This is a genomic window from Pseudomonas sp. Irchel s3a12, from assembly GCF_900187485.1.
GTDB classification, from domain to species: Bacteria; Pseudomonadota; Gammaproteobacteria; order Pseudomonadales; family Pseudomonadaceae; genus Aquipseudomonas; species Aquipseudomonas neuropathica.
This window is the reverse complement of sequence record NZ_FYDN01000004.1, coordinates 314363-332194: the sequence shown is the minus strand read 5'-3', so window position 1 is coordinate 332194 and position 17832 is coordinate 314363. Positions and strand designations below refer to the sequence as shown.

General features: G+C 60.2%; 16 protein-coding genes. 10 read left to right on the top strand and 6 right to left on the bottom strand.

Annotation, left to right across the window (positions count from 1 at the left end; genetic code table 11):
* Window positions 1-80: 80 nt before the first annotated feature.
* From relA to CKW14_RS09630, 3 genes are all read left to right on the top strand, one after another.
* Window positions 81-2324: a GTP diphosphokinase gene (gene relA, locus CKW14_RS09640; RefSeq protein ID WP_077574114.1), complete on the top strand. Its 2244-nt coding sequence runs from the start codon at window positions 81-83 to the stop codon at window positions 2322-2324.
* Window positions 2325-2472: 148 nt separating this feature from the next.
* On the top strand, window positions 2473-3306 hold the full coding sequence (gene mazG / locus CKW14_RS09635) for a nucleoside triphosphate pyrophosphohydrolase (protein WP_095125219.1): 834 nt from the start codon (window positions 2473-2475) through the stop codon (window positions 3304-3306).
* Window positions 3307-3331: 25 nt separating this feature from the next.
* Complete coding sequence (locus tag CKW14_RS09630; protein WP_016987455.1) at window positions 3332-3874, top strand: DUF2058 domain-containing protein; 543 nt, start codon at window positions 3332-3334, stop codon at window positions 3872-3874.
* 70 nt (window positions 3875-3944) lie between these two features.
* Here CKW14_RS09630 and CKW14_RS09625 read toward each other — a convergent pair whose 3' ends face one another.
* From CKW14_RS09625 to CKW14_RS09600, 6 genes are all read right to left on the bottom strand, one after another.
* Complete coding sequence (locus tag CKW14_RS09625) at window positions 3945-4133, bottom strand: hypothetical protein (protein WP_077574113.1); 189 nt, start codon at window positions 4131-4133, stop codon at window positions 3945-3947.
* 391 nt (window positions 4134-4524) lie between these two features.
* Window positions 4525-5745 carry a beta-ketoacyl-ACP synthase I gene (gene fabB, locus CKW14_RS09620; RefSeq protein ID WP_003227152.1) on the bottom strand — a complete coding sequence of 407 codons (1221 nt, stop codon included), beginning with the start codon at window positions 5743-5745 and terminating at the stop codon, window positions 4525-4527.
* Window positions 5746-5756: 11 nt separating this feature from the next.
* Window positions 5757-6272 (bottom strand): 3-hydroxyacyl-[acyl-carrier-protein] dehydratase FabA, encoded by a 516-nt coding sequence (fabA, locus tag CKW14_RS09615; RefSeq protein WP_003227150.1) that lies wholly within the window; start codon window positions 6270-6272, stop codon window positions 5757-5759.
* 247 nt (window positions 6273-6519) lie between these two features.
* Complete coding sequence (locus CKW14_RS09610) at window positions 6520-8424, bottom strand: ATP-binding protein (RefSeq protein ID WP_095125218.1); 1905 nt, start codon at window positions 8422-8424, stop codon at window positions 6520-6522.
* A complete protein-coding gene (locus CKW14_RS09605) occupies window positions 8421-9353 on the bottom strand; it encodes an ABC transporter substrate-binding protein (protein ID WP_095051066.1) in 933 nt (310 codons plus the stop codon). Before CKW14_RS09605 ends, CKW14_RS09610 begins: the two co-directional genes overlap by 4 nt.
* 1 nt (window position 9354) lies before the next feature.
* On the bottom strand, window positions 9355-11478 hold the full coding sequence (locus tag CKW14_RS09600; protein WP_095125217.1) for a TonB-dependent siderophore receptor: 2124 nt from the start codon (window positions 11476-11478) through the stop codon (window positions 9355-9357).
* A gap of 196 nt (window positions 11479-11674) precedes the next feature.
* Here CKW14_RS09600 and CKW14_RS09595 point away from each other — a divergent pair, with 196 nt between their 5' ends.
* From CKW14_RS09595 to CKW14_RS09565, 7 genes are all read left to right on the top strand, one after another.
* Window positions 11675-12700 (top strand): NAD(P)H-dependent glycerol-3-phosphate dehydrogenase, encoded by a 1026-nt coding sequence (locus tag CKW14_RS09595; RefSeq protein WP_090285290.1) that lies wholly within the window; start codon window positions 11675-11677, stop codon window positions 12698-12700.
* A 21-nt stretch (window positions 12701-12721) separates the two neighbouring features.
* Window positions 12722-13069 (top strand): DUF4389 domain-containing protein, encoded by a 348-nt coding sequence (locus tag CKW14_RS09590; protein WP_008087808.1) that lies wholly within the window; start codon window positions 12722-12724, stop codon window positions 13067-13069.
* On the top strand, window positions 13066-13518 hold the full coding sequence (gene sixA / locus CKW14_RS09585; protein ID WP_095051068.1) for a phosphohistidine phosphatase SixA: 453 nt from the start codon (window positions 13066-13068) through the stop codon (window positions 13516-13518). The genes CKW14_RS09590 and sixA overlap by 4 nt, the downstream gene beginning before the upstream one ends.
* A 209-nt stretch (window positions 13519-13727) precedes the next feature.
* Window positions 13728-15383 (top strand): AMP-binding protein, encoded by a 1656-nt coding sequence (locus CKW14_RS09580; RefSeq protein WP_095051069.1) that lies wholly within the window; start codon window positions 13728-13730, stop codon window positions 15381-15383.
* 31 nt (window positions 15384-15414) lie between these two features.
* The gene (locus tag CKW14_RS09575) at window positions 15415-15858 is read left to right on the top strand and encodes a hotdog fold thioesterase (protein WP_095051070.1); all 444 of its coding nucleotides are present in this window, start codon (window positions 15415-15417) and stop codon (window positions 15856-15858) included.
* Between the two features lie 290 nt (window positions 15859-16148).
* Window positions 16149-16955 carry an alpha/beta fold hydrolase gene (locus tag CKW14_RS09570; RefSeq protein WP_095051071.1) on the top strand — a complete coding sequence of 269 codons (807 nt, stop codon included), beginning with the start codon at window positions 16149-16151 and terminating at the stop codon, window positions 16953-16955.
* Window positions 16952-17806 (top strand): alpha/beta hydrolase, encoded by an 855-nt coding sequence (locus tag CKW14_RS09565; protein WP_095125216.1) that lies wholly within the window; start codon window positions 16952-16954, stop codon window positions 17804-17806. Before CKW14_RS09570 ends, CKW14_RS09565 begins: the two co-directional genes overlap by 4 nt.
* Window positions 17807-17832: the final 26 nt, after the last annotated feature.

The following is a 17832-nucleotide window of genomic DNA, read 5'->3' as shown; positions in this document are numbered from 1 at the left end:
TTAGCCCCGCGAGCGCAAACGGGCAACAAGGATCAGCGATTTGACGCATTGAATCTGCGTCGTAGGGAAGGTAAAGCAAGATGGTACAGGTGAGAGCACACCAGCCGATCAACACTGACGGCAGTATCAATCTCGAGGCTTGGCTCGATCACGCGGTCAGTGTCGATCTGGCACTGGATCGCGAAGCCTTGAAAGAAGCCTGCGAGTTCGCTCGCGAGGCCGAACAACAATCCAATGCCAGGAAGAATCTGTGGGCCGAAGGCTCCGGCAGCTTCAGTACTGGCCTGGAAATCGCCGAGATTCTCGCCGACCTCAAGCTCGATCAGGATTCGCTGGTCGCAGCGGTCCTGTATCGCGGCGTGCGTGAAGGCCAGATCGAACTCGCGGCCGTCGGCCAGCGCTTCGGCCCGGTGGTGGCCAAACTGATCGACGGCGTGCAGCGCATGGCCGCCATCAGTGCCAGCCTCAGCCCGCGTCAGTCGATGGTTATGGGCACGCAAGGGCAGGTGGAAAACCTGCGCAAGATGCTGGTGGCGATGGTCGATGACGTTCGCGTTGCCCTGATCAAACTCGCCGAACGCACCTGCGCCATTCGTGCGGTGAAAACCGCCGACGACGAAAAGCGTAACCGCGTCGCCCGCGAAGTCTTCGACATTTATGCGCCGCTCGCGCACCGCCTCGGCATCGGTCATATCAAATGGGAACTGGAGGACTTGTCCTTCCGTTATCTCGAGCCGGATCAATACAAGCAGATTGCCAAGTTGCTCCACGAGCGACGGCTGGACCGTGAGCGTTTCATCGCCGATGTGATGACCCAGCTCAAGGATGAATTGCAAGCCACCGGCGTCGATGCCGACATCAGCGGCCGGGCCAAACACATCTATTCCATCTGGCGCAAAATGCAACGCAAGGGTCTGGAATTCAGCCAGATCTACGACGTGCGTGCGGTGCGCGTGCTGGTCCCGGAAATGCGCGACTGCTACACCGCGCTGGGTATCGTCCACACCTTGTGGCGGCACATCCCGAAAGAATTCGACGACTATATCGCCAACCCGAAAGAGAACGGCTACCGCTCGCTGCACACGGCGGTGATCGGCCCTGAGGGTAAAGTGCTCGAGGTGCAGATCCGTACGCACTCGATGCACGAAGAAGCCGAGCTCGGCGTCTGCGCGCACTGGCGCTACAAGGGCACCGACGTCAAATCCGGCTCGAACCACTACGAAGAGAAAATCTCCTGGCTGCGACAGGTCCTCGAGTGGCACGAAGAGCTGGGCGATATCGGTGGTCTGGCCGAACAACTGCGCGTCGATATCGAGCCGGATCGGGTCTACATCTTCACCCCCGATGGCCACGCCATCGACTTGCCGAAGGGCGCGACACCGCTGGACTTCGCTTATCGCGTGCACACCGAGATCGGCCACAACTGCCGTGGCGCGAAGATCAACGGGCGCATCGTGCCGCTCAACTACAGCCTGCAGACCGGTGAGCAGGTCGAGATCATCACCAGCAAGCACGGTACGCCGAGCCGCGACTGGCTGAACTCGAATCTCGGTTACGTCACTACCTCGCGGGCGCGGGCGAAGATCGTTCACTGGTTCAAATTGCAGGCGCGCGATCAGAACGTTGCCGCCGGTAAAACCCTGATCGAGCGCGAACTGACGCGCCTCGGCCTGCCAGCGGTGGACTTCGACAAGCTGGCCGACAAGGCCAACATGAAAACCGCCGAAGACATGTTCGCCGCCCTCGGTGCCGGCGACCTGCGTCTGGCGCAACTGGTCAACCTCGCGCAGCAACTGGTCGAACCGGAACGCGGCAACGAGCAGCTAGAACTGATTCCGCGCAAGGCCACCGGCTACAAACCGGGCAAGCGTGGCGACATTCAGATCCAGGGCGTCGGCAACCTGATGACGCAGATGGCCGGTTGCTGTCAGCCGCTGCCGGGCGATGCGATCGTTGGTTACATCACTCAGGGGCGTGGTGTGAGCATTCACCGTCAGGACTGCGCCTCGGTGCTGCAACTGGGTGGGCGCGAGCCGGAGCGGATCATCCAGGTCAGCTGGGGCCCGGTGCCGGTGCTCACCTACCCGGTGGACATTGTCATCCGCGCCTACGACCGTTCCGGTCTGCTGCGTGACGTCTCGCAGGTATTGCTCAACGAGCGCATCAACGTGCTGGCGGTCAACACCCGCTCGAACAAGGAAGACAACACCGCGCTGATGTCCCTGACCATTGAGATCCCGGGACTGGATGCACTGGGGCGGTTGCTCGGGCGGATTTCGCAGTTGCCGAACATCATCGAAACGCGGCGTAACCGTACCCCTTGAAGATGACTTCGATTGATCGTTCCCACGCTCCGCGTGGGAATGCCTCTAGGGACGCTCTGCGTCCAGTGACGCGGAGCGTCACGGGCTGCATTCCCACGCAGAGCGTGGGAACGATCAAGATCGCAGAAAGGGTTGAGTGAGATTTTGTATGTACAGCCTTGAAGACCTGCTCCACCTGATGAACCGTCTGCGCGATCCGCAATACGGTTGCCCGTGGGACATCAAGCAAACCTACGCGACCATCGTTCCGCACACCCTCGAAGAAGCCTACGAAGTGGCCGACGCCATCGAGCGCGGCGACTTCGATCACTTGCAGGGCGAGCTGGGCGATCTGCTGTTCCAAGTGGTGTATTACAGCCAGTTGGCCAGGGAAGAAGGGCGTTTCGAATTTGCCGGGGTGATCGACAGCATCACCCGCAAACTGATCCGTCGTCATCCCCACGTGTTCCCCACCGGTGATCTCTACGCACCGCTGGATGTGCCGCGCTTGAGTGAAGAACAGGTCAAGCAGCGCTGGGAAGAGATCAAGGCTGAAGAGCGCGCCGAGAAATCTGCCGCGCCCGAGCAACTGTCACTGCTCGATGACGTGCCGGCGACGTTGCCGGCATTGTCGCGTTCGGCCAAGTTGCAGAAGCGCGCAGGCCAGGTCGGTTTCGACTGGCCAGACGCCTTGCCGGTGCTCGACAAGGTGCGTGAAGAACTCGATGAAGTCCTCGAAGCCATGTCCGAAAACGATCCCGTCGCCGTGGCTGACGAGATCGGCGATCTGCTGTTTTCCGTGGTCAACCTGGCCCGGCATCTGAAGGTCGACCCGGAAACTGCGCTGCGTGGCGCCAACGGCAAGTTCGAAAGACGTTTCCGATTTATCGAACAGGCATTGCGCGACACCCACCGTCCCATAGAAGATTGCACCCTCGAAGAGTTGGACGCCCTGTGGGGTGAAGCCAAACGTCAGGAAAAGAATTTGCCCGGCTGCGGCTGAGCCACTGCCCAAGTGAGTAAGCACCATGAGTATTTCCCTTCGCGACCAGTTGCTCAAAGCAGGCCTGGTCAACCAAAAGCAGGCCAAGCAGGTCAGCAAGGACAAGCAGAAGCAGCAACGTCTGGCGCACAAAGGTCAGATCGAACTGGATGACTCGCAGCAGCGTGCCGCCCAGGAAGCCATGGCTGAGAAGGTCAAGCGTGACCAGGAGCTGAACCGCCAGCAGAAAGAGAAAGCCGAAGCCAAGGCGCGTGCAGCACAGGTCAAGCAACTGATCGAAGTCTCGCGTCTGCCGAAGCTGACCACCGAGGACTACTACAACTTCGTCGACGACAAGAAGGTCAAGCGCATCTCGGTCAACACGCTGATGCGCAACAAGCTCAGCAGCGGTTCGCTGGCGATCGTGCACCATGCCGGCGGCTACGAAGTGATCCCGCGTGAAGCGGCCCTGAAGATCCAGGAGCGCGATCCACAGCGCATCGTCCAGCTCAACGTGCAGACCGAAGAGGTCAGCACCGAGGACGATCCGTACGCGGCGTATCAGATCCCTGATGATCTGATGTGGTAAATCGATAAAGCTGTAATAACGACAAACCCCGCTCATGGCGGGGTTTGTCGTTTTCAATGCTGTGGTTGAATCAGGAGGAACGGGTTTCGCGTTGTTGCTCTTGTACTTCGAGTTCGGCCTTGTAGTTGTGGGCATCGATCTCGTTGTGGAACATGCCGACCAGCAAGTCTTGTTGATGCACGTCCCAGATGCGGATACCGGCGGCTACGCCTTCGTGGGACATGTGTGAATCGTCGCGTTCAGTTACTTTTACAGTCATCTGCTAGCTCCAAATCTCAAGTTATCTGCAGCAAGGCGTGTGCAGGACTCTTTTATATGATTTGTTAGCTTGCTAAGTAAACGCTTGATTTGCGCAAGGTGTTATTGCGTTTTTTGCAACAGTGCTGCAGCCCGCGTAATCCGCGACATTCGGTCGCAGGGGGCAAAGTTTCATGACAGAAGTTTCATCTCCAGAACGCTCTGGATCCCTGTGGGAGCTGGCTTGCCAGCGATGACGTCGGCACAGCAAGCATCTTCGTTGCCTGACACTCCGCTATCGCTGGCAAGCCAGCTCCCACAGGGATCAGCGGTGTCCCGGCTATTTTCTACAGACGAAAAAAAACGCCCCGAACCAGTCGGGGCGTTTTCATGTGTGGCTCAAGCGGGGGGAATTACTTGCCTTCCCAGCGCTTCAGTACCAGCGTGGCGTTGGTGCCGCCGAAGCCGAAGCTGTTGCTCATCACAGTGTTGATGGTGGCGTTCTCGCGGGTCTTGGTCAGCACCGGCAGGTCGGCCACTTCAGGGTCCAGCTCGTCGATGTTGGCGGAGCCGGCAATGAAGTTGCCTTCCATCATCAGCATGCAGTAGATCGCTTCGTGAACGCCGGCGGCGCCCAGGGAGTGACCGGACAGGCTCTTGGTCGAGCTGATCGCCGGTGCCTTGTCGCCGAACACTTCACGCACACCTTTCATTTCCGCGACGTCGCCGACCGGAGTCGAGGTGCCGTGGGTGTTCAGGTAGTCGATCGGCGTATCAACGGTGGACATCGCCATCTGCATGCAGCGGATCGCGCCTTCGCCACTTGGGGCAACCATGTCGTAGCCGTCGGACGTTGCGCCGTAGCCAACGATTTCGGCGTAGATTTTCGCGCCACGGGCCAGAGCGTGTTCCAGCTCTTCAACCACGACCATGCCGCCACCGCCAGCGATGACGAAACCGTCACGGTCGGCGTCGTAGGCACGGGAAGCTTGTTCTGGGGTGTCGTTACGCTTGCTGGACAGAGCGCCCATTGCGTCGAACAGGAACGACTGGCTCCAGTGCTCTTCTTCACCGCCACCGGCGAAAACGATGTCCTGTTTGCCCATCTGGATCTGTTCCATGGCAGTACCGATGCAGTGAGCACTGGTGGCGCAGGCAGATGCGATGGAGTAGTTCAGGCCTTTGATCTTGAATGGCGTGGCCAGGCAAGCGGAAACGGTGCTGCTCATGGTCCGCGTCACGCGGTATGGGCCAACGCGTTTCACGCCTTTCTCGCGCAGGATGTCCAGCGCTTCCATCTGGTTCAGCGTGGAAGCACCGCCCGAGCCGGCGATCAGGCCGGTACGCGGGTTGGACACTTGCTCTTCGGTCAGGCCGGAGTCAGCAATGGCGTCTTTCATGGCCAGGTAGGCGTACGCGGCTGCGTGGCCGACGAAGCGATAGATCTTGCGATCGATCAGTTCTTCAAGGTTGAGGTCGATGGAGCCGGAAACCTGGCTACGCAGACCCATTTCAGCATATTCCGGGTTGAACCGGATGCCAGGGCGGCTTGCACGCAGGTTAGCGGAGACGGTCTCTTTGTCATTGCCCAGGCACGAAACGATGCCCAGACCAGTGATAACGACGCGGCGCATGCGAATAACCCTTAGAAGTTGTCAGTGGAGGTGAACACGCCGACGCGAAGGCCTTCGGCGGTGTAGATTTCGCGACCGTCGACAGTCACCGAACCATCGGCAATGGCCAGGTTCAGCTTGCCCTTGAGGACGCGTTTGATATGAATGTTGTAAGTAACTTTCTTGGCGGTCGGCAGCACCTGACCGAAGAACTTCACTTCGCCTGAACCCAGCGCACGGCCACGGCCCGGCAGGCCTTGCCAGCCCAGGAAGAAACCGACCAGTTGCCACATGGCATCCAGACCCAGACAGCCCGGCATCACCGGATCGCCTTCGAAGTGGCACGCGAAGAACCACAGGTCAGGGTTGATATCCAGCTCGGCGACCAATTCACCTTTGCCGTACTTGCCGCCTTCTTCGCTGATCAGGGTGATGCGATCGACCATCAGCATGTTCGGGGCGGGCAGTTGCGCGTTACCTGGGCCGAACAGCTCACCGCGACTGCAGCGCAGCAGATCTTCCCGAGTAAAGGCGTTTTGTTTGGTCATGCGAGCTCCTCAATAATCCCATGCGGCAGGTGGGGCAAATCTTCCCGACCGTTCGAAGCGTTCATGCCTCGAACCGGCAGCCTACTCATAGACTATTGCGTTGTGGTGAAAGTCACAGCACCAAGGACATGAATGTACACTTGTGCACTGAAATTTTTATTCAAGCCCCTTTTGAGGCTCGTTCGGGTGCCTAAGACTGCCGCACTTTCGCTTTTCACGCCAGTCGCAGATGGTCGAAAGGCCCACACTACGACACCCAGCGCTGCAGAATCTGCTGCAGATCATTACGTTTGAACGGCTTCGCCAGATAATCGTTCATGCCCGCCGACAGGCAGGTTTCCCGGTCGCCCTGCAAGGCGTTGGCGGTCAGCGCGATGATCGGCACTTCGCTGCGTCCGGGTAGGCAACGGATCTGTCGGGTGGCCTCATAGCCATCGATGATCGGCAATCGGCAATCCATCAGAATCACTTCGAAGTCGCTGCCCTCGGCGCTGCGCACGGCTTGTGCGCCATCGGTAGCAACACTGACAGTAAAGCCCAGACTGCGCAGCATCGCTTCAATAACTGTCTGGTTCACTGGATTGTCTTCGACCAGCAAGACATTGCGTCCTTCACCATGCTCTTTGCCGTTCAGTGCACGCGGCGCAGCCAGGGGCGGCAGCGCCTGCTTATAGAGTGCCAGCGGAATTTCCAGAGTGAATACCGAACCGCGACCTTCCTCGCTCTGCGCGCGCAAGGTGCCGCCCATGCGTTCGGCCAGCGTGCGGGCGATCGGCAGACCGAGACCGGTGCCGCCATAGCGCCGTGAAATCGAACTGTCGGCCTGCTGGAAGGCATTGAACATCAACTCCAGACTTTCAGAAGAAATACCGATGCCGCTGTCACGCACCGAACAGGTGAACCACAGCAATTCGTGATCCAGCGATTGCCACTGCGCCTCGATGCTGACCCGGCCCTGTTCGGTGAATTTCAGCGCATTGCCAACCAGGTTGACCAGAATCTGCCGGATCCGCGTCGGATCGCCCTGCACCTGCAAACCGCGCATGTCGTCCGGGATCCGCAGATTCAGCGCCAGCCCTCGCTGTACCGCGCTGTGCTGGAACGACTGCGCGCAGGCGCTGATCAGTTCGGCGAGGTTGAAGGGGATGTGCTCCAGTTCCAGCTCCGAGCGTTCGATGCGCGAGAAGTCGAGAATATCGTTGATGACTTTCAGCAGGTGTTCGGTGGATTCCGAGGCGAGTGCGGCGTATTCGACCTGCTCCTCGGTCATCTCGGTGGTTTCCAGCAGTTGCAGCATACCCAGCACGCCGTTCATGGGCGTGCGCAGTTCGTGGCTCATCATCGCCAGGAAGTCCGACTTGGCGTTGTTGGCCTTTTCCGCCTCTTCGCGGGTCTGAATCAGTTGCGCCATGGCTTGATGCTGCTCACGGCTGGCCTGTTCCAGCGCTTGAGCGAGGTTATTGATGTGCTGCGACAGCGCGCCCAGTTCGGTGTCATCGACAATCGGTAGCGGCGTTTTGTAATCGCCGTCCTGAATCGCCTTGACCGCATCGCCGATGTCGCGAATCGGCTGCGACAGGCTGCCGGCCAGGCGTCGTGCCAATACAAAAGTGAAGAGCAGGGCGAACAGCGCGAGAATCCCGGCCTTGAACAGAATCTCCTGCTGGCGCTGGCTGAAGGCATCGTTGGATAAGCCAACGATCACTCGGCCCAGATAGTCCTCGCTGGCCCCGCCGTTGCTGACCTTGCCGTCTTGAAAGAAATCATTGTGCAGGGCGATGCGTTGCAGGCGCACCGGTGCCTGAAACACTTCAACCTGATGCGGGCGACTGTGCGCGGCGGCGGGCTGTTCGACGTACACCAGAATCCGGTTGGCGCTGTCCTGTATTTCGAGAAAGCGCACGTTGGGCGTGGCCAGTGTCGCTTTGAGCAGGCTTTCCAGCACTTCGTTATTGCCGGAAATCACCCCGTATTCAGTGGCGGGTGCCAGTTGGTTGGCGATCAGTTGGCCGGTGTGGTTCAGCTCCTGGCGCAAATCCTGAATGCGCACAAAGGTAAAGAAGCTGATCAACAACAGGGTCAACAACAGCGCCGGGCCCAGACTGATCAGCTGGGTGCGGGTGTTGATGTCCCAACGGCGACGAAAACTCATGGGCGGCGTTCTCCTTCAGCCAGCGCTTGGGCGACAGACGCTTCATTTAGCGGCTCGATCCCTAGGGAACGAGCGACCTGCGCATTACTTGAGACTTTAAAACGTGCGGGGTAAAGCGTTCGCGGCCAACTGGCCGGCGATTGGTCGAGCAAATGATCGAGCACGGCCAGCCAGTCGTTCTGATCGCTGTAGGTACTCGCCAGGCTGCCGGCGCGGACGAACGCCACGTTGGGACCGACCAGCGCGACTTGCCGTGAATAGCTGCTGAGCAGCAGGTTTTTCGCGGTTTTCGGGTTGTACAGATCGGGGTCGTCGAGGCCGAGTAACACATCGCTGTTCTTCAGCACGGTTTGCAGCGGGCGGCTGTCGTGGATGTTGTCCCAGCGCTGGCTGACGATTTGCAGGTTCAGTGGTTCGGCGGCGAGATTGAGTTCCTTGAGGAGGAATTCGCTGTGTTGATCGAAGAGCACGCCGATCCGCTGGGCCTGGGGCAGAATGCGTCGGATCAACTGCAACTGGCGGCTCAGCGGTGGATCACTCCACAGCAAACTCAGGTGCGCCGGTTGCGCGCTGCCGAGGCGCTGGCGCGCTTGCAGACGACTGATGCGCAGCACCAGCGTTGCCGGGCCTTGGGGGTCTTGCAGGCGCCAGTCGAGGCTCGGCAGGTCGAGCAGAATCAGGCGCAGACTGGCAGGCAGTTTTCCCGGTGCCGGCAGACTGGCCAACGGCTGGAAACGCACGTTGTCAGTCGGACGCAATTCGCTGAGTGCCTGGACGAATGCTTGCACGCCAGGACTTTCCTCGGCACCGGTCAACAGAATATCGGCGGCTTGCACCGCCATGCCATGCAGCCATGCGGTCAGAAACAGGCAAAACCCGGCCAGCCAGTGGCCAAGGGTTGGCAGCTTCCGTGACGGCCCGTAGCGCATCCTAGAACTCCAGCTCAGCGCTGAAATACATCACCCGACGCTCGTCGTAATTATTGTCGACGAAGGTGGTCGGCTCATGGTCGAGGCGCTGTTGCAGCACGCCGGCCAGTTGCAGCTGGGCTTTGCCCAGCGGGATGCGTTTGGCGATGCGTGTGTCGACCCGCTCGAAACGGTAGCCATTGAGCGCGTTGTCGCCGTAATAGAAGAGGGCGCTGTTCCAGCCATGGCCCCAATCGCGCAGCCAACCGGCCGAACCGCTATTGCGTGAGGTGAATTGTTGATCCAGCGGATTGCTCGCTTCGGCATCGACGAAGGCGTAGGTGAACCGCAAGCGGTCGGCCAGGCTCACGCGCCAGTCGAGCTGGGTTTCGGCGCCACGAAACCGCGAGCTGTTAGCGTTGCTGGCGATGTATTGGTTGTTACGCAGCGGCTCACTGATCATTCCGGTGATCTCGTCGTAGAACAGCTTCACATCCAGGGCCAGACCCCGCTCGGCGAAATAGCCGTTGTAGCCCAGCTCCCGTGAGCGCATGTGCTCCTGATCGAGATCGCCCGGGCCGCGTGTCTTGACGAAGTAACGCGCCGACGACTGGCCGTAAGCCGAAGGCCGCAGGTTGCTGACCTGATAGCTCCAGTTGACGTTGTTCTCGAACATGTCCGGCGAGCGGATCGCTTCCGAGTAAACCGCGCGCAGGCCGTGGCGCGGGTTGATCAGGTAATTGACGGCAAATCGGGGGGTCAGCGAACTGCCGATCAGTTGCGTGTTTTCGAACATCGCACCGCCCTGCAACAGCCAATGCTCCGTGGCGCGCCATTCCAGTTGGCCGAACGCGCGCCACGTGGTGTCGTCCAGTGTGCCGTTGAAGTAGGTTTCGGAGTCGGCGCGGTCGTAACGATAGTTCATACCGCTGACCAGACGCAGGCTGTCGGACAGGCTGAGGGTGTCCTGCAATTCGAGGTCGTAACGCGATTCCCGCGCGCTCTGGTCGATGTCGCCGCACAGGGTGCGGCTGGCGCCGTTACGCCATTGCTCGAGCACCTGATTGGCCAGGGCCATTTCTTGCGGAGTGCCGGGCGCCGCGCCGGGGCCGGTGAAGCGGGTGATGTTGCGCGCCAGACGTTCGGTGTAATTCGGATTGAGCTGCCACAGTTGCGTCAGCTCGGGGCTGAATGACACCTCGGCATCACAGGCGCGCCAGGTTTGCTGGCGATCCCAGTGTTGCGCCGAGCCTTGTATATAAAGGCTGTGCTCCGGGTTGATATCGAGGTTCCAGCGCACCGAGCCGGCGTAATCTTTGGCGACTACGTCGGAATTGTTCCCGGCGGCGGTAATCCCTGAGAACACCGGACGATAGGTGTAGGGCCGCTGGTTGCTGCCGTCCTTTGCATTGACCTGCCAGTCGAGGCTTTGGTTATCGCTGAGGGTGTGGCTGACCGCGAGACTGAAACGGTTCAAGCGGCGACTGTCACGATAATCGGCGCCGCTGCGATCGCTGTCGAAGCCGTCGTCTTCTTGCCCGGACAGCGACAGGCGCAGATCGCCGCCATTCCAGCCGGTGCCCTGGCTGGCGTAGAAATCGTTGATGCCGCGCTGACCACGGGTGTACTTCAGCCGTGTACCGTGGCTGTCCGCCGGGTTTCGCGTGATGATGTTGACCACCGCCATCAGCGCGTTGGCGCCGTAGCTGACAGTGTTGGGGCCGCGAAAAACTTCGATGCGCTCGATGTCTTCCATGGCCACCGGAATATCGCTCCAGTCCACCGTGGACAAACCGGCGCGGTACACCGAGCGGCCGTCGATCAGCACTTGCATGCGCCGTGCTTCGCTGGCGTTGGTGCCGTGGTAATTGACCGCCGCCTGATTGCCGCTGATGTTGCCGACCATCATCCCCGGCACCAGGCGCAGCAGTTCGCTGACATCGCGGGCGCCGCTGGCGTGGATCAGTTCGTTGTCAATTACGGTCATGCTCCCTGGCACTTCCGCCGGGGTTTGTTTCAGGCGCGTGGCAGTCAGCACCTGTGGCAGTGCTTCGTTGTCCATGAACAGGTCGTCGGCCAGCACTAGCGGGCTGAACAGCAGCGCCAGTAAGACGGACGAACGCGGGGACGCAGAGCCAAAAGACACGACACAACCTTGATAGCGAAGAATTGGCGCGCATGTTAACCGAGGGCAGTGACTTTTCCAGTCACGTTGCAGGCATTTTCCTAGGTTTTATTGGTCTTCTTCCTACAAGTGTCGGTAATTGTTGCTGGGGCTGGCCGCGCGTTGGCCGCCCCGTATAATGCCGGCATCGCCACTGGTATGGATTAACGGATTGCATATGACTGAACAGCGCCCGATTGCGGTCCTGGGAGGCGGAAGTTTTGGTACCGCCGTGGCCAATCTTTTGGCCGAGAACGGCCATCAAGTCCGGCAGTGGATGCGTGACCCCGAGCAGGCCGAGGCCATCCGGGTCAATCGCGAAAACCCGCGTTACCTCAAAGGCATCAAGATTCTGCCGGGGGTGACTGCCGTCACCGACCTGCAGGAAACCCTCGACGCCTGCGATTTGTGCTTTGTCGCGCTGCCGTCCAGCGCGTTGCGCACGGTGCTTGCCGCCCACGCCGAGCGGTTGAGCGGCAAGATGCTGGTCAGCCTGACCAAGGGCATCGAAGCCCAGACCTTCAAACTGATGAGCCAGATTCTCGAAGAGATCGCCCCGCAGGCGCGCATCGGCGTGTTGTCCGGGCCGAACCTGGCGCGCGAGATTGCCGAACACGCACTGACCGCCACCGTGGTCGCCAGCGAAGACGAAGAACTGTGTAAAGCCGTGCAAGCCGCGCTGCACGGTCGTACCTTCCGCGTTTATGCCAGCGCCGACCGTTTCGGTGTGGAACTGGGCGGGGCGTTGAAAAACGTTTACGCGATCATCGCCGGCATGGCGGTGGCGCTGGAGATGGGCGAGAACACCAAGAGCATGCTGATCACCCGGGCACTGGCGGAAATGACCCGTTTTGCCGTGAATCAGGGCGCTAACCCCATGACCTTCCTCGGTCTGGCCGGTGTCGGCGATCTGATCGTGACCTGTTCGTCGCCGAAGAGTCGCAACTATCAAGTCGGTTTTGCGCTGGGTCAGGGCTTGAGTCTCGACGAAGCGGTGTCACGTCTCGGTGAAGTCGCTGAAGGGGTCAACACCTTGAAGGTGCTCAAGGCCAAGTCTCAGGAAGTCGGCGTGTACATGCCGCTGGTCGCCGGGCTGCACGCAATCCTGTTCGAAGGACGCACGCTGGAACAGGTGATCGGTCTACTGATGCGGGCCGAGCCGAAAACCGACGTCGACTTTATTTCCACCAGTGGTTTCAACTGAGTGAGCCGGGAGTAGCAAGCCATGAACGATCCGAAAACCGAAGCCAAGTACGAATCCATCCTTCTGCGCGTGTTGTGGATGATCGTCTACGTGCTGGTCTGGCAAGTGGCGCAGTTCATCCTCGGCGCGGTGGTGCTGGTGCAACTGATCTATCGTTTGATCTATGGCGCCCCGAGCGCCAGCCTGATGAATTTCGGCGACAGCCTGAGCCAGTTTCTGGCGCAGATCGGCCGTTTCGGCAGTTTCCACAGCGACCAGAAACCGTGGCCGTTCGCCGACTGGCCAACCCCGCGTACTCCGGAAGGTGAAGCGCCGCACGCCGTCGCACCGGCACCGCATCCGGTTCGAGATGAGGAACCCAAGCTATGAAACTCTGGGTATTACGTCACGGTGAAGCCGTGCCTTACGGCTCGTGCCCCGACTCCGAACGGGAACTGACCGATCACGGCCGTAAAGAAGTCTTGAACAGCGCGGCCCATTTGATCGGCCAACCGCTGACGGCGATCTACGCCAGCCCTTATCTGCGCGCGCAACAGACTGCGCAGATAGTTCGTGAGGCGCTGGGTTTCGAGCCGGAGATTCGCACGGTCGAGTGGCTGACGCCGGAGGTTGATCCGGACAAGGTCACCGATCAACTGGTGTCGGTGAGCAACGTCCTGCTGGTCAGTCACAACCCGCTGGTGGGCAATCTGCTGAGTTATCTGCAACATGGCGCCGGGTATCCGCCGGAGAAGGTCAGTACTGCCGGGTTGGCTGAGCTGGAAAGCCCTGAACTGCTGATCGGCTCGATGAACCTCAACAGCCTCAAACATCCCTGAAGTTGTAAACACCGACCGTGTAGGCCTTCGCCTGCTCGCGATAGCGGTATATCAGTCGCTATTTATGTCGACTGATATACCGCTATCGCGAGCAGGCGAAGGCCTACAGGTACTGCGTACACCATGAAATTATTTGTGTGAATTTTCCAACCAAGCACTTGCTTGGTTGACTACGCTTGCTCCAGACCCAAAAAACAGGAGCGAGTCGCATGTCTGCCGCCTTCCGTTTGCCGCTGGACGTGTTCTACGAACGTGAAGCCCGGCACCCGCGCCAGCGCTTCCTCGTGCAGCCCATTGGCGGCGGCCAGGTCGAGACGCTGAGCTGGGCGGATGTCGGCCATCAGGCCCGCTGCGCCGCACATTGGTTGCGTGCGCGGGAGTTGCCGCAGGGCAGCCATATCGCCCTGATCTCGAAAAACTGCGCGCACTGGATCATCGCCGACCTGGCGATCTGGATGGCCGGGCACGTCTCGGTTCCGTTGTATCCCAACCTCACTGCCGACTCCGTTGCGCAAGTGCTCAATCATTCGGAAAGCGCGCTGGCCTTCATCGGCAAGCTCGACGACTGGCCGGGCATGTGCAAAGGCGTGCCGGCGGATCTGCCGACCATTAGTCTGCCACTGCACCCGCCCGGGGATTTCGATTTCAGTTGGGCGGACTTGCAGCGCAGCTCGCCAATTCAGGACGATCCACGTCCGGCGGCCGAGCAATTGGCGACGATCATTTACACCTCCGGCACCACCGGCCTGCCCAAAGGCGTGATGCACAGTTTTGCCAATCTCGGTTTCGCCACCACCCGCGGCACGCAACTGTTCGGGCTTAACGAGAACGATCGATTGCTCTCGTACTTGCCGCTGTGCCACGTCGCCGAGCGCATGTTCGTGGAACTGGCGTCGATCTACACCGGGCAGACGGTTTTCTTCGCCGAGAGCCTTGAGACCTTCATCACTGACCTGCAGCGAGCACGGCCGACCGCGATGTTCGGTGTGCCGCGCATCTGGACCAAATTCCAGATGGGCGTGTACAGCAAGATCCCGGCGAAACGTCTGGATTTTCTTCTCGGCCTGCCATTCATTGGCAAGCGCGTTGGTCACAAGGTACTGGCAGGCCTGGGGCTGGATGCTTTGCGCGTGGCGTTATCCGGCGCCGCGCCGGTGCCGCAGACCTTGCTCGCCTGGTATCAGAAACTTGGCCTGGATGTGCTGGAGGTCTACGGCATGACCGAGAGTTGCGGCTACTCGCACATCTGTCTGCCGGGGCAATACAAGCAGGGTTGGATCGGCAAGCCGTGCCCGGATGTCGAAGTACGCATCGATGAGTCGGGCGAGGTGCAGGTGCGCAGTCAGGCGAACATGCTCGGCTATTTCAAGGAACCGCAGAAAACCGCCGAAACGTTGACCGAGGACGGCTTTCTGCGCACCGGTGACAAGGGCGAACAGGATGCTGAAGGGCGCCTGCGCCTGACTGGCCGACTCAAGGAGATCTTCAAGACCAGCAAGGGCAAATATGTTGCCCCGGCACCGATCGAAAATCGCTTGGCCGTGCATTCGCGGATCGAACAGGTGTGTGTGGTCGGTGATGGCCTGAGTGCGCCGCTGGGTTTGTGTGTGCTGTCCACGGTCAATCAGGAAGAGGGCCGGGCGAGCCTGCACTCGAGCCTGGAAAAACTCTTGGAGGAGGTCAACGCCGTACTCGACAAGCATGAACGCCTGCGCCGGTTGGTGGTGGTCAAGGACAGTTGGGCGGTGGAAAACGGCTTCCTCACGCCAACCCTGAAGATCAAGCGCAACGTCATCGAAGACACCTATGGCGCGCGTTTCGAAGAATGGAGCGAGCGCAGCGAGGCGGTGCTGTGGCAGGATTGAGCGACCACTAAAACAATAAAGGAAGTCTGCGATGAGCTTGTGGCGTACCACTCCGAACATCGAGCAGTTGAACGCAATCCAGAAGAACACCATCGGCGAAGTGCTGGACATCCGCTTCGAAGCGTTCGACGAAGAATCGCTGACCGCGAGCATGGTCATCGACCATCGTACCCATCAGCCCTACGGTTTGTTGCACGGCGGCGCCTCGGTGGTACTGGCGGAAACCGTCGGTTCGATGGCCAGCTATCTGTGCATCGATGCCAGCAAGTTTTACTGCGTGGGACTTGAGATCAACGCCAACCATCTGCGCGGCTTGCGCAGTGGGCGGGTGACGGCGGTGGCTAAGCCGATTCACATCGGTCGCACGACTCATGTGTGGGATATCCGTTTGACCAGCGATGAAGGCAAGGCCAGTTGTGTGTCGCGGTTGACCATGGCGGTGGTACCGCTGGGTGAGCAGCCACCCTCACCCTAACCCTCTCCCAGAGGGAGAGGGGACTGACCGGGCTGGATGTTCGAGTTGCGCCGACCTGAGTTATCGAGCCGAACTCAGGTTTTGAAACTCATGCAAATCTGCTCCCTTTCCCCTCGCCCCCTTGGGGGCGGTCCGACGTTTCGGGAGGGCTGGGGTGAGGGGGAAGCGATCTCCCTGACACACCATCACGCTGACCGGACTGTCATCATTCCTGGCAGTTACGGTCATTGCTGTAAGGCGCGGTCTTACGGACAATCAACGCCACGTTTCCCGCTCATGGATTTGCCCGTATGTCGCAACCAATCTTTTTCGCCCACGCCAACGGGTTTCCCTCGGGCACCTATGGCAAATTGTTCGCGGCGCTGGCGCCCGAGTACCGGGTTGCGCATCTGGAGCAGCATGCCCATGACCCGCGTTTCCCGGCGGATGACAATTGGTACAACCTCGTCGACGAGTTGATCCACCATTTGCAGCAGCAGGATCAGCCGGTGTGGGGCGTCGGCCATTCGTTCGGCGGCGTACTGCATTTGCACGCGGCGCTGCGTTGCCCTGAGCTGTATCGCGGCGTGGTGATGCTCGATTCGCCGGTGCTGACCCGCACTGATCAATGGGTGATTCGCGCGGCCAAGCGCTTTGGCTTCATCGACAGACTGACCCCGGCCGGCCGCACCCTGGGCCGGCGGGAAGAGTTCGCCGACCTCGACAGTGCGCGCAGCTATTTTGCTGGCAAGACACTGTTCCGTGGTTTCGATCCGGAATGCTTCGATGCCTACCTGCAACATGGTTTGCACCAGGTCGGCGACAAGCTGCGCCTGCGCTTCGATCCGGCGACCGAAATCAGCATCTATCGTGGCGTGCCGCATACCAGCCCTGGTCGTACCCGCCAATTACAGGTACCGCTGGCGGTGGTGCGCGGGCACAAGAGTCGCGTGGTCATGCGTCATCACACCCGTTTCGTTTCGCGTCTGGCCCAGGGCGAGGCGCTGAGCATGCCTGGCGGCCACATGTTCCCGCTTGAGCGGCCACAGGACACCGCACGACTATTGAAGAATCTGTTTACTCGCTGGGAAAACCGTCAGGACAAGGATTGCGCATGAGCCCGACCTTCGAAGAAGTGCGCCTGAGCCTGCCGCATATCGAGCTGGCCGCGCATTTGTTCGGCCCCGAGGACGGTCTGCCGGTGATTGCACTGCATGGCTGGCTCGACAATGCCAACAGCTTTGCCCGATTGGCGCCCAAACTCAAAGGCTTGCGCATCATTGCGTTGGACATGGCCGGGCACGGTCATTCCGGGCATCGGCCGAACGGCCCCGGCTATGCGCTGTGGGATTACGCCCATGACGTGCTGCAAGTCGCCGAACAACTGGGGTGGAAGCGTTTCGGCCTGCTTGGGCATTCGATGGGTGCCATCGTTTCCATGGTGCTGGCGGGGTCGCTGCCGGAACGCATCAGCCATCTGGCGCTGATCGACGGCGTCATTCCTCCTACAGACAAAGGCGAAAACGCCGCCGAGCGCATGGGCATGGCCCTGCAAGCGCAACTGGATCTGCGCGAGAAGCGCAAACCGGTTTACAGCACCCTCGACCGTGCCATCGAAGCGCGCATGAAAGGTCTGGTGGCGGTCAGCCGTGAGGCGGCTGAATTGTTGGCCCAGCGCGGTTTGATGCCGGTGCCCGGCGGTTACACCTGGCGCACCGACAATCGCCTGACCCTGCCATCGCCGCTGCGTCTGACCCAGGAACAGGCAATGGCTTTCGCGCTGCGGGTCAGTTGTCCGGCGCAGCTAGTGGTCGCGGCTGACGGCATGCTGGCCAAACATCCGGAGCTGCTGGAGCGTCTACCCTTTAGCCGGGAACAGTTGGCGGGCGGGCACCATTTGCACCTGAACGATGAGGCCGGGGCGATCCTTGTCGCAGACTGTTTCAATCGGTTCTTCGCCATTCCTTGACTTGCTGCGGGCAACTGTCGAGGCTG

What these genes read in the sequence shown, in the direction of transcription:
- relA (WP_077574114.1), top strand. Translation starts at nt 81, where the DNA reads ATGGTACAGGTGAGAGCACACCAGCCGATCAACACTGACGGCAGTATC.
- mazG (WP_095125219.1), top strand. Translation starts at nt 2,473, where the DNA reads ATGTACAGCCTTGAAGACCTGCTCCACCTGATGAACCGTCTGCGCGAT.
- CKW14_RS09630 (WP_016987455.1), top strand. Translation starts at nt 3,332, where the DNA reads ATGAGTATTTCCCTTCGCGACCAGTTGCTCAAAGCAGGCCTGGTCAAC.
- CKW14_RS09625 (WP_077574113.1), bottom strand. Translation starts at nt 4,133, where the DNA reads ATGACTGTAAAAGTAACTGAACGCGACGATTCACACATGTCCCACGAA.
- fabB (WP_003227152.1), bottom strand. Translation starts at nt 5,745, where the DNA reads ATGCGCCGCGTCGTTATCACTGGTCTGGGCATCGTTTCGTGCCTGGGC.
- fabA (WP_003227150.1), bottom strand. Translation starts at nt 6,272, where the DNA reads ATGACCAAACAAAACGCCTTTACTCGGGAAGATCTGCTGCGCTGCAGT.
- CKW14_RS09610 (WP_095125218.1), bottom strand. Translation starts at nt 8,424, where the DNA reads ATGAGTTTTCGTCGCCGTTGGGACATCAACACCCGCACCCAGCTGATC.
- CKW14_RS09605 (WP_095051066.1), bottom strand. Translation starts at nt 9,353, where the DNA reads ATGCGCTACGGGCCGTCACGGAAGCTGCCAACCCTTGGCCACTGGCTG.
- CKW14_RS09595 (WP_090285290.1), top strand. Translation starts at nt 11,675, where the DNA reads ATGACTGAACAGCGCCCGATTGCGGTCCTGGGAGGCGGAAGTTTTGGT.
- CKW14_RS09590 (WP_008087808.1), top strand. Translation starts at nt 12,722, where the DNA reads ATGAACGATCCGAAAACCGAAGCCAAGTACGAATCCATCCTTCTGCGC.
- sixA (WP_095051068.1), top strand. Translation starts at nt 13,066, where the DNA reads ATGAAACTCTGGGTATTACGTCACGGTGAAGCCGTGCCTTACGGCTCG.
- CKW14_RS09580 (WP_095051069.1), top strand. Translation starts at nt 13,728, where the DNA reads ATGTCTGCCGCCTTCCGTTTGCCGCTGGACGTGTTCTACGAACGTGAA.
- CKW14_RS09575 (WP_095051070.1), top strand. Translation starts at nt 15,415, where the DNA reads ATGAGCTTGTGGCGTACCACTCCGAACATCGAGCAGTTGAACGCAATC.
- CKW14_RS09570 (WP_095051071.1), top strand. Translation starts at nt 16,149, where the DNA reads ATGTCGCAACCAATCTTTTTCGCCCACGCCAACGGGTTTCCCTCGGGC.
- CKW14_RS09565 (WP_095125216.1), top strand. Translation starts at nt 16,952, where the DNA reads ATGAGCCCGACCTTCGAAGAAGTGCGCCTGAGCCTGCCGCATATCGAG.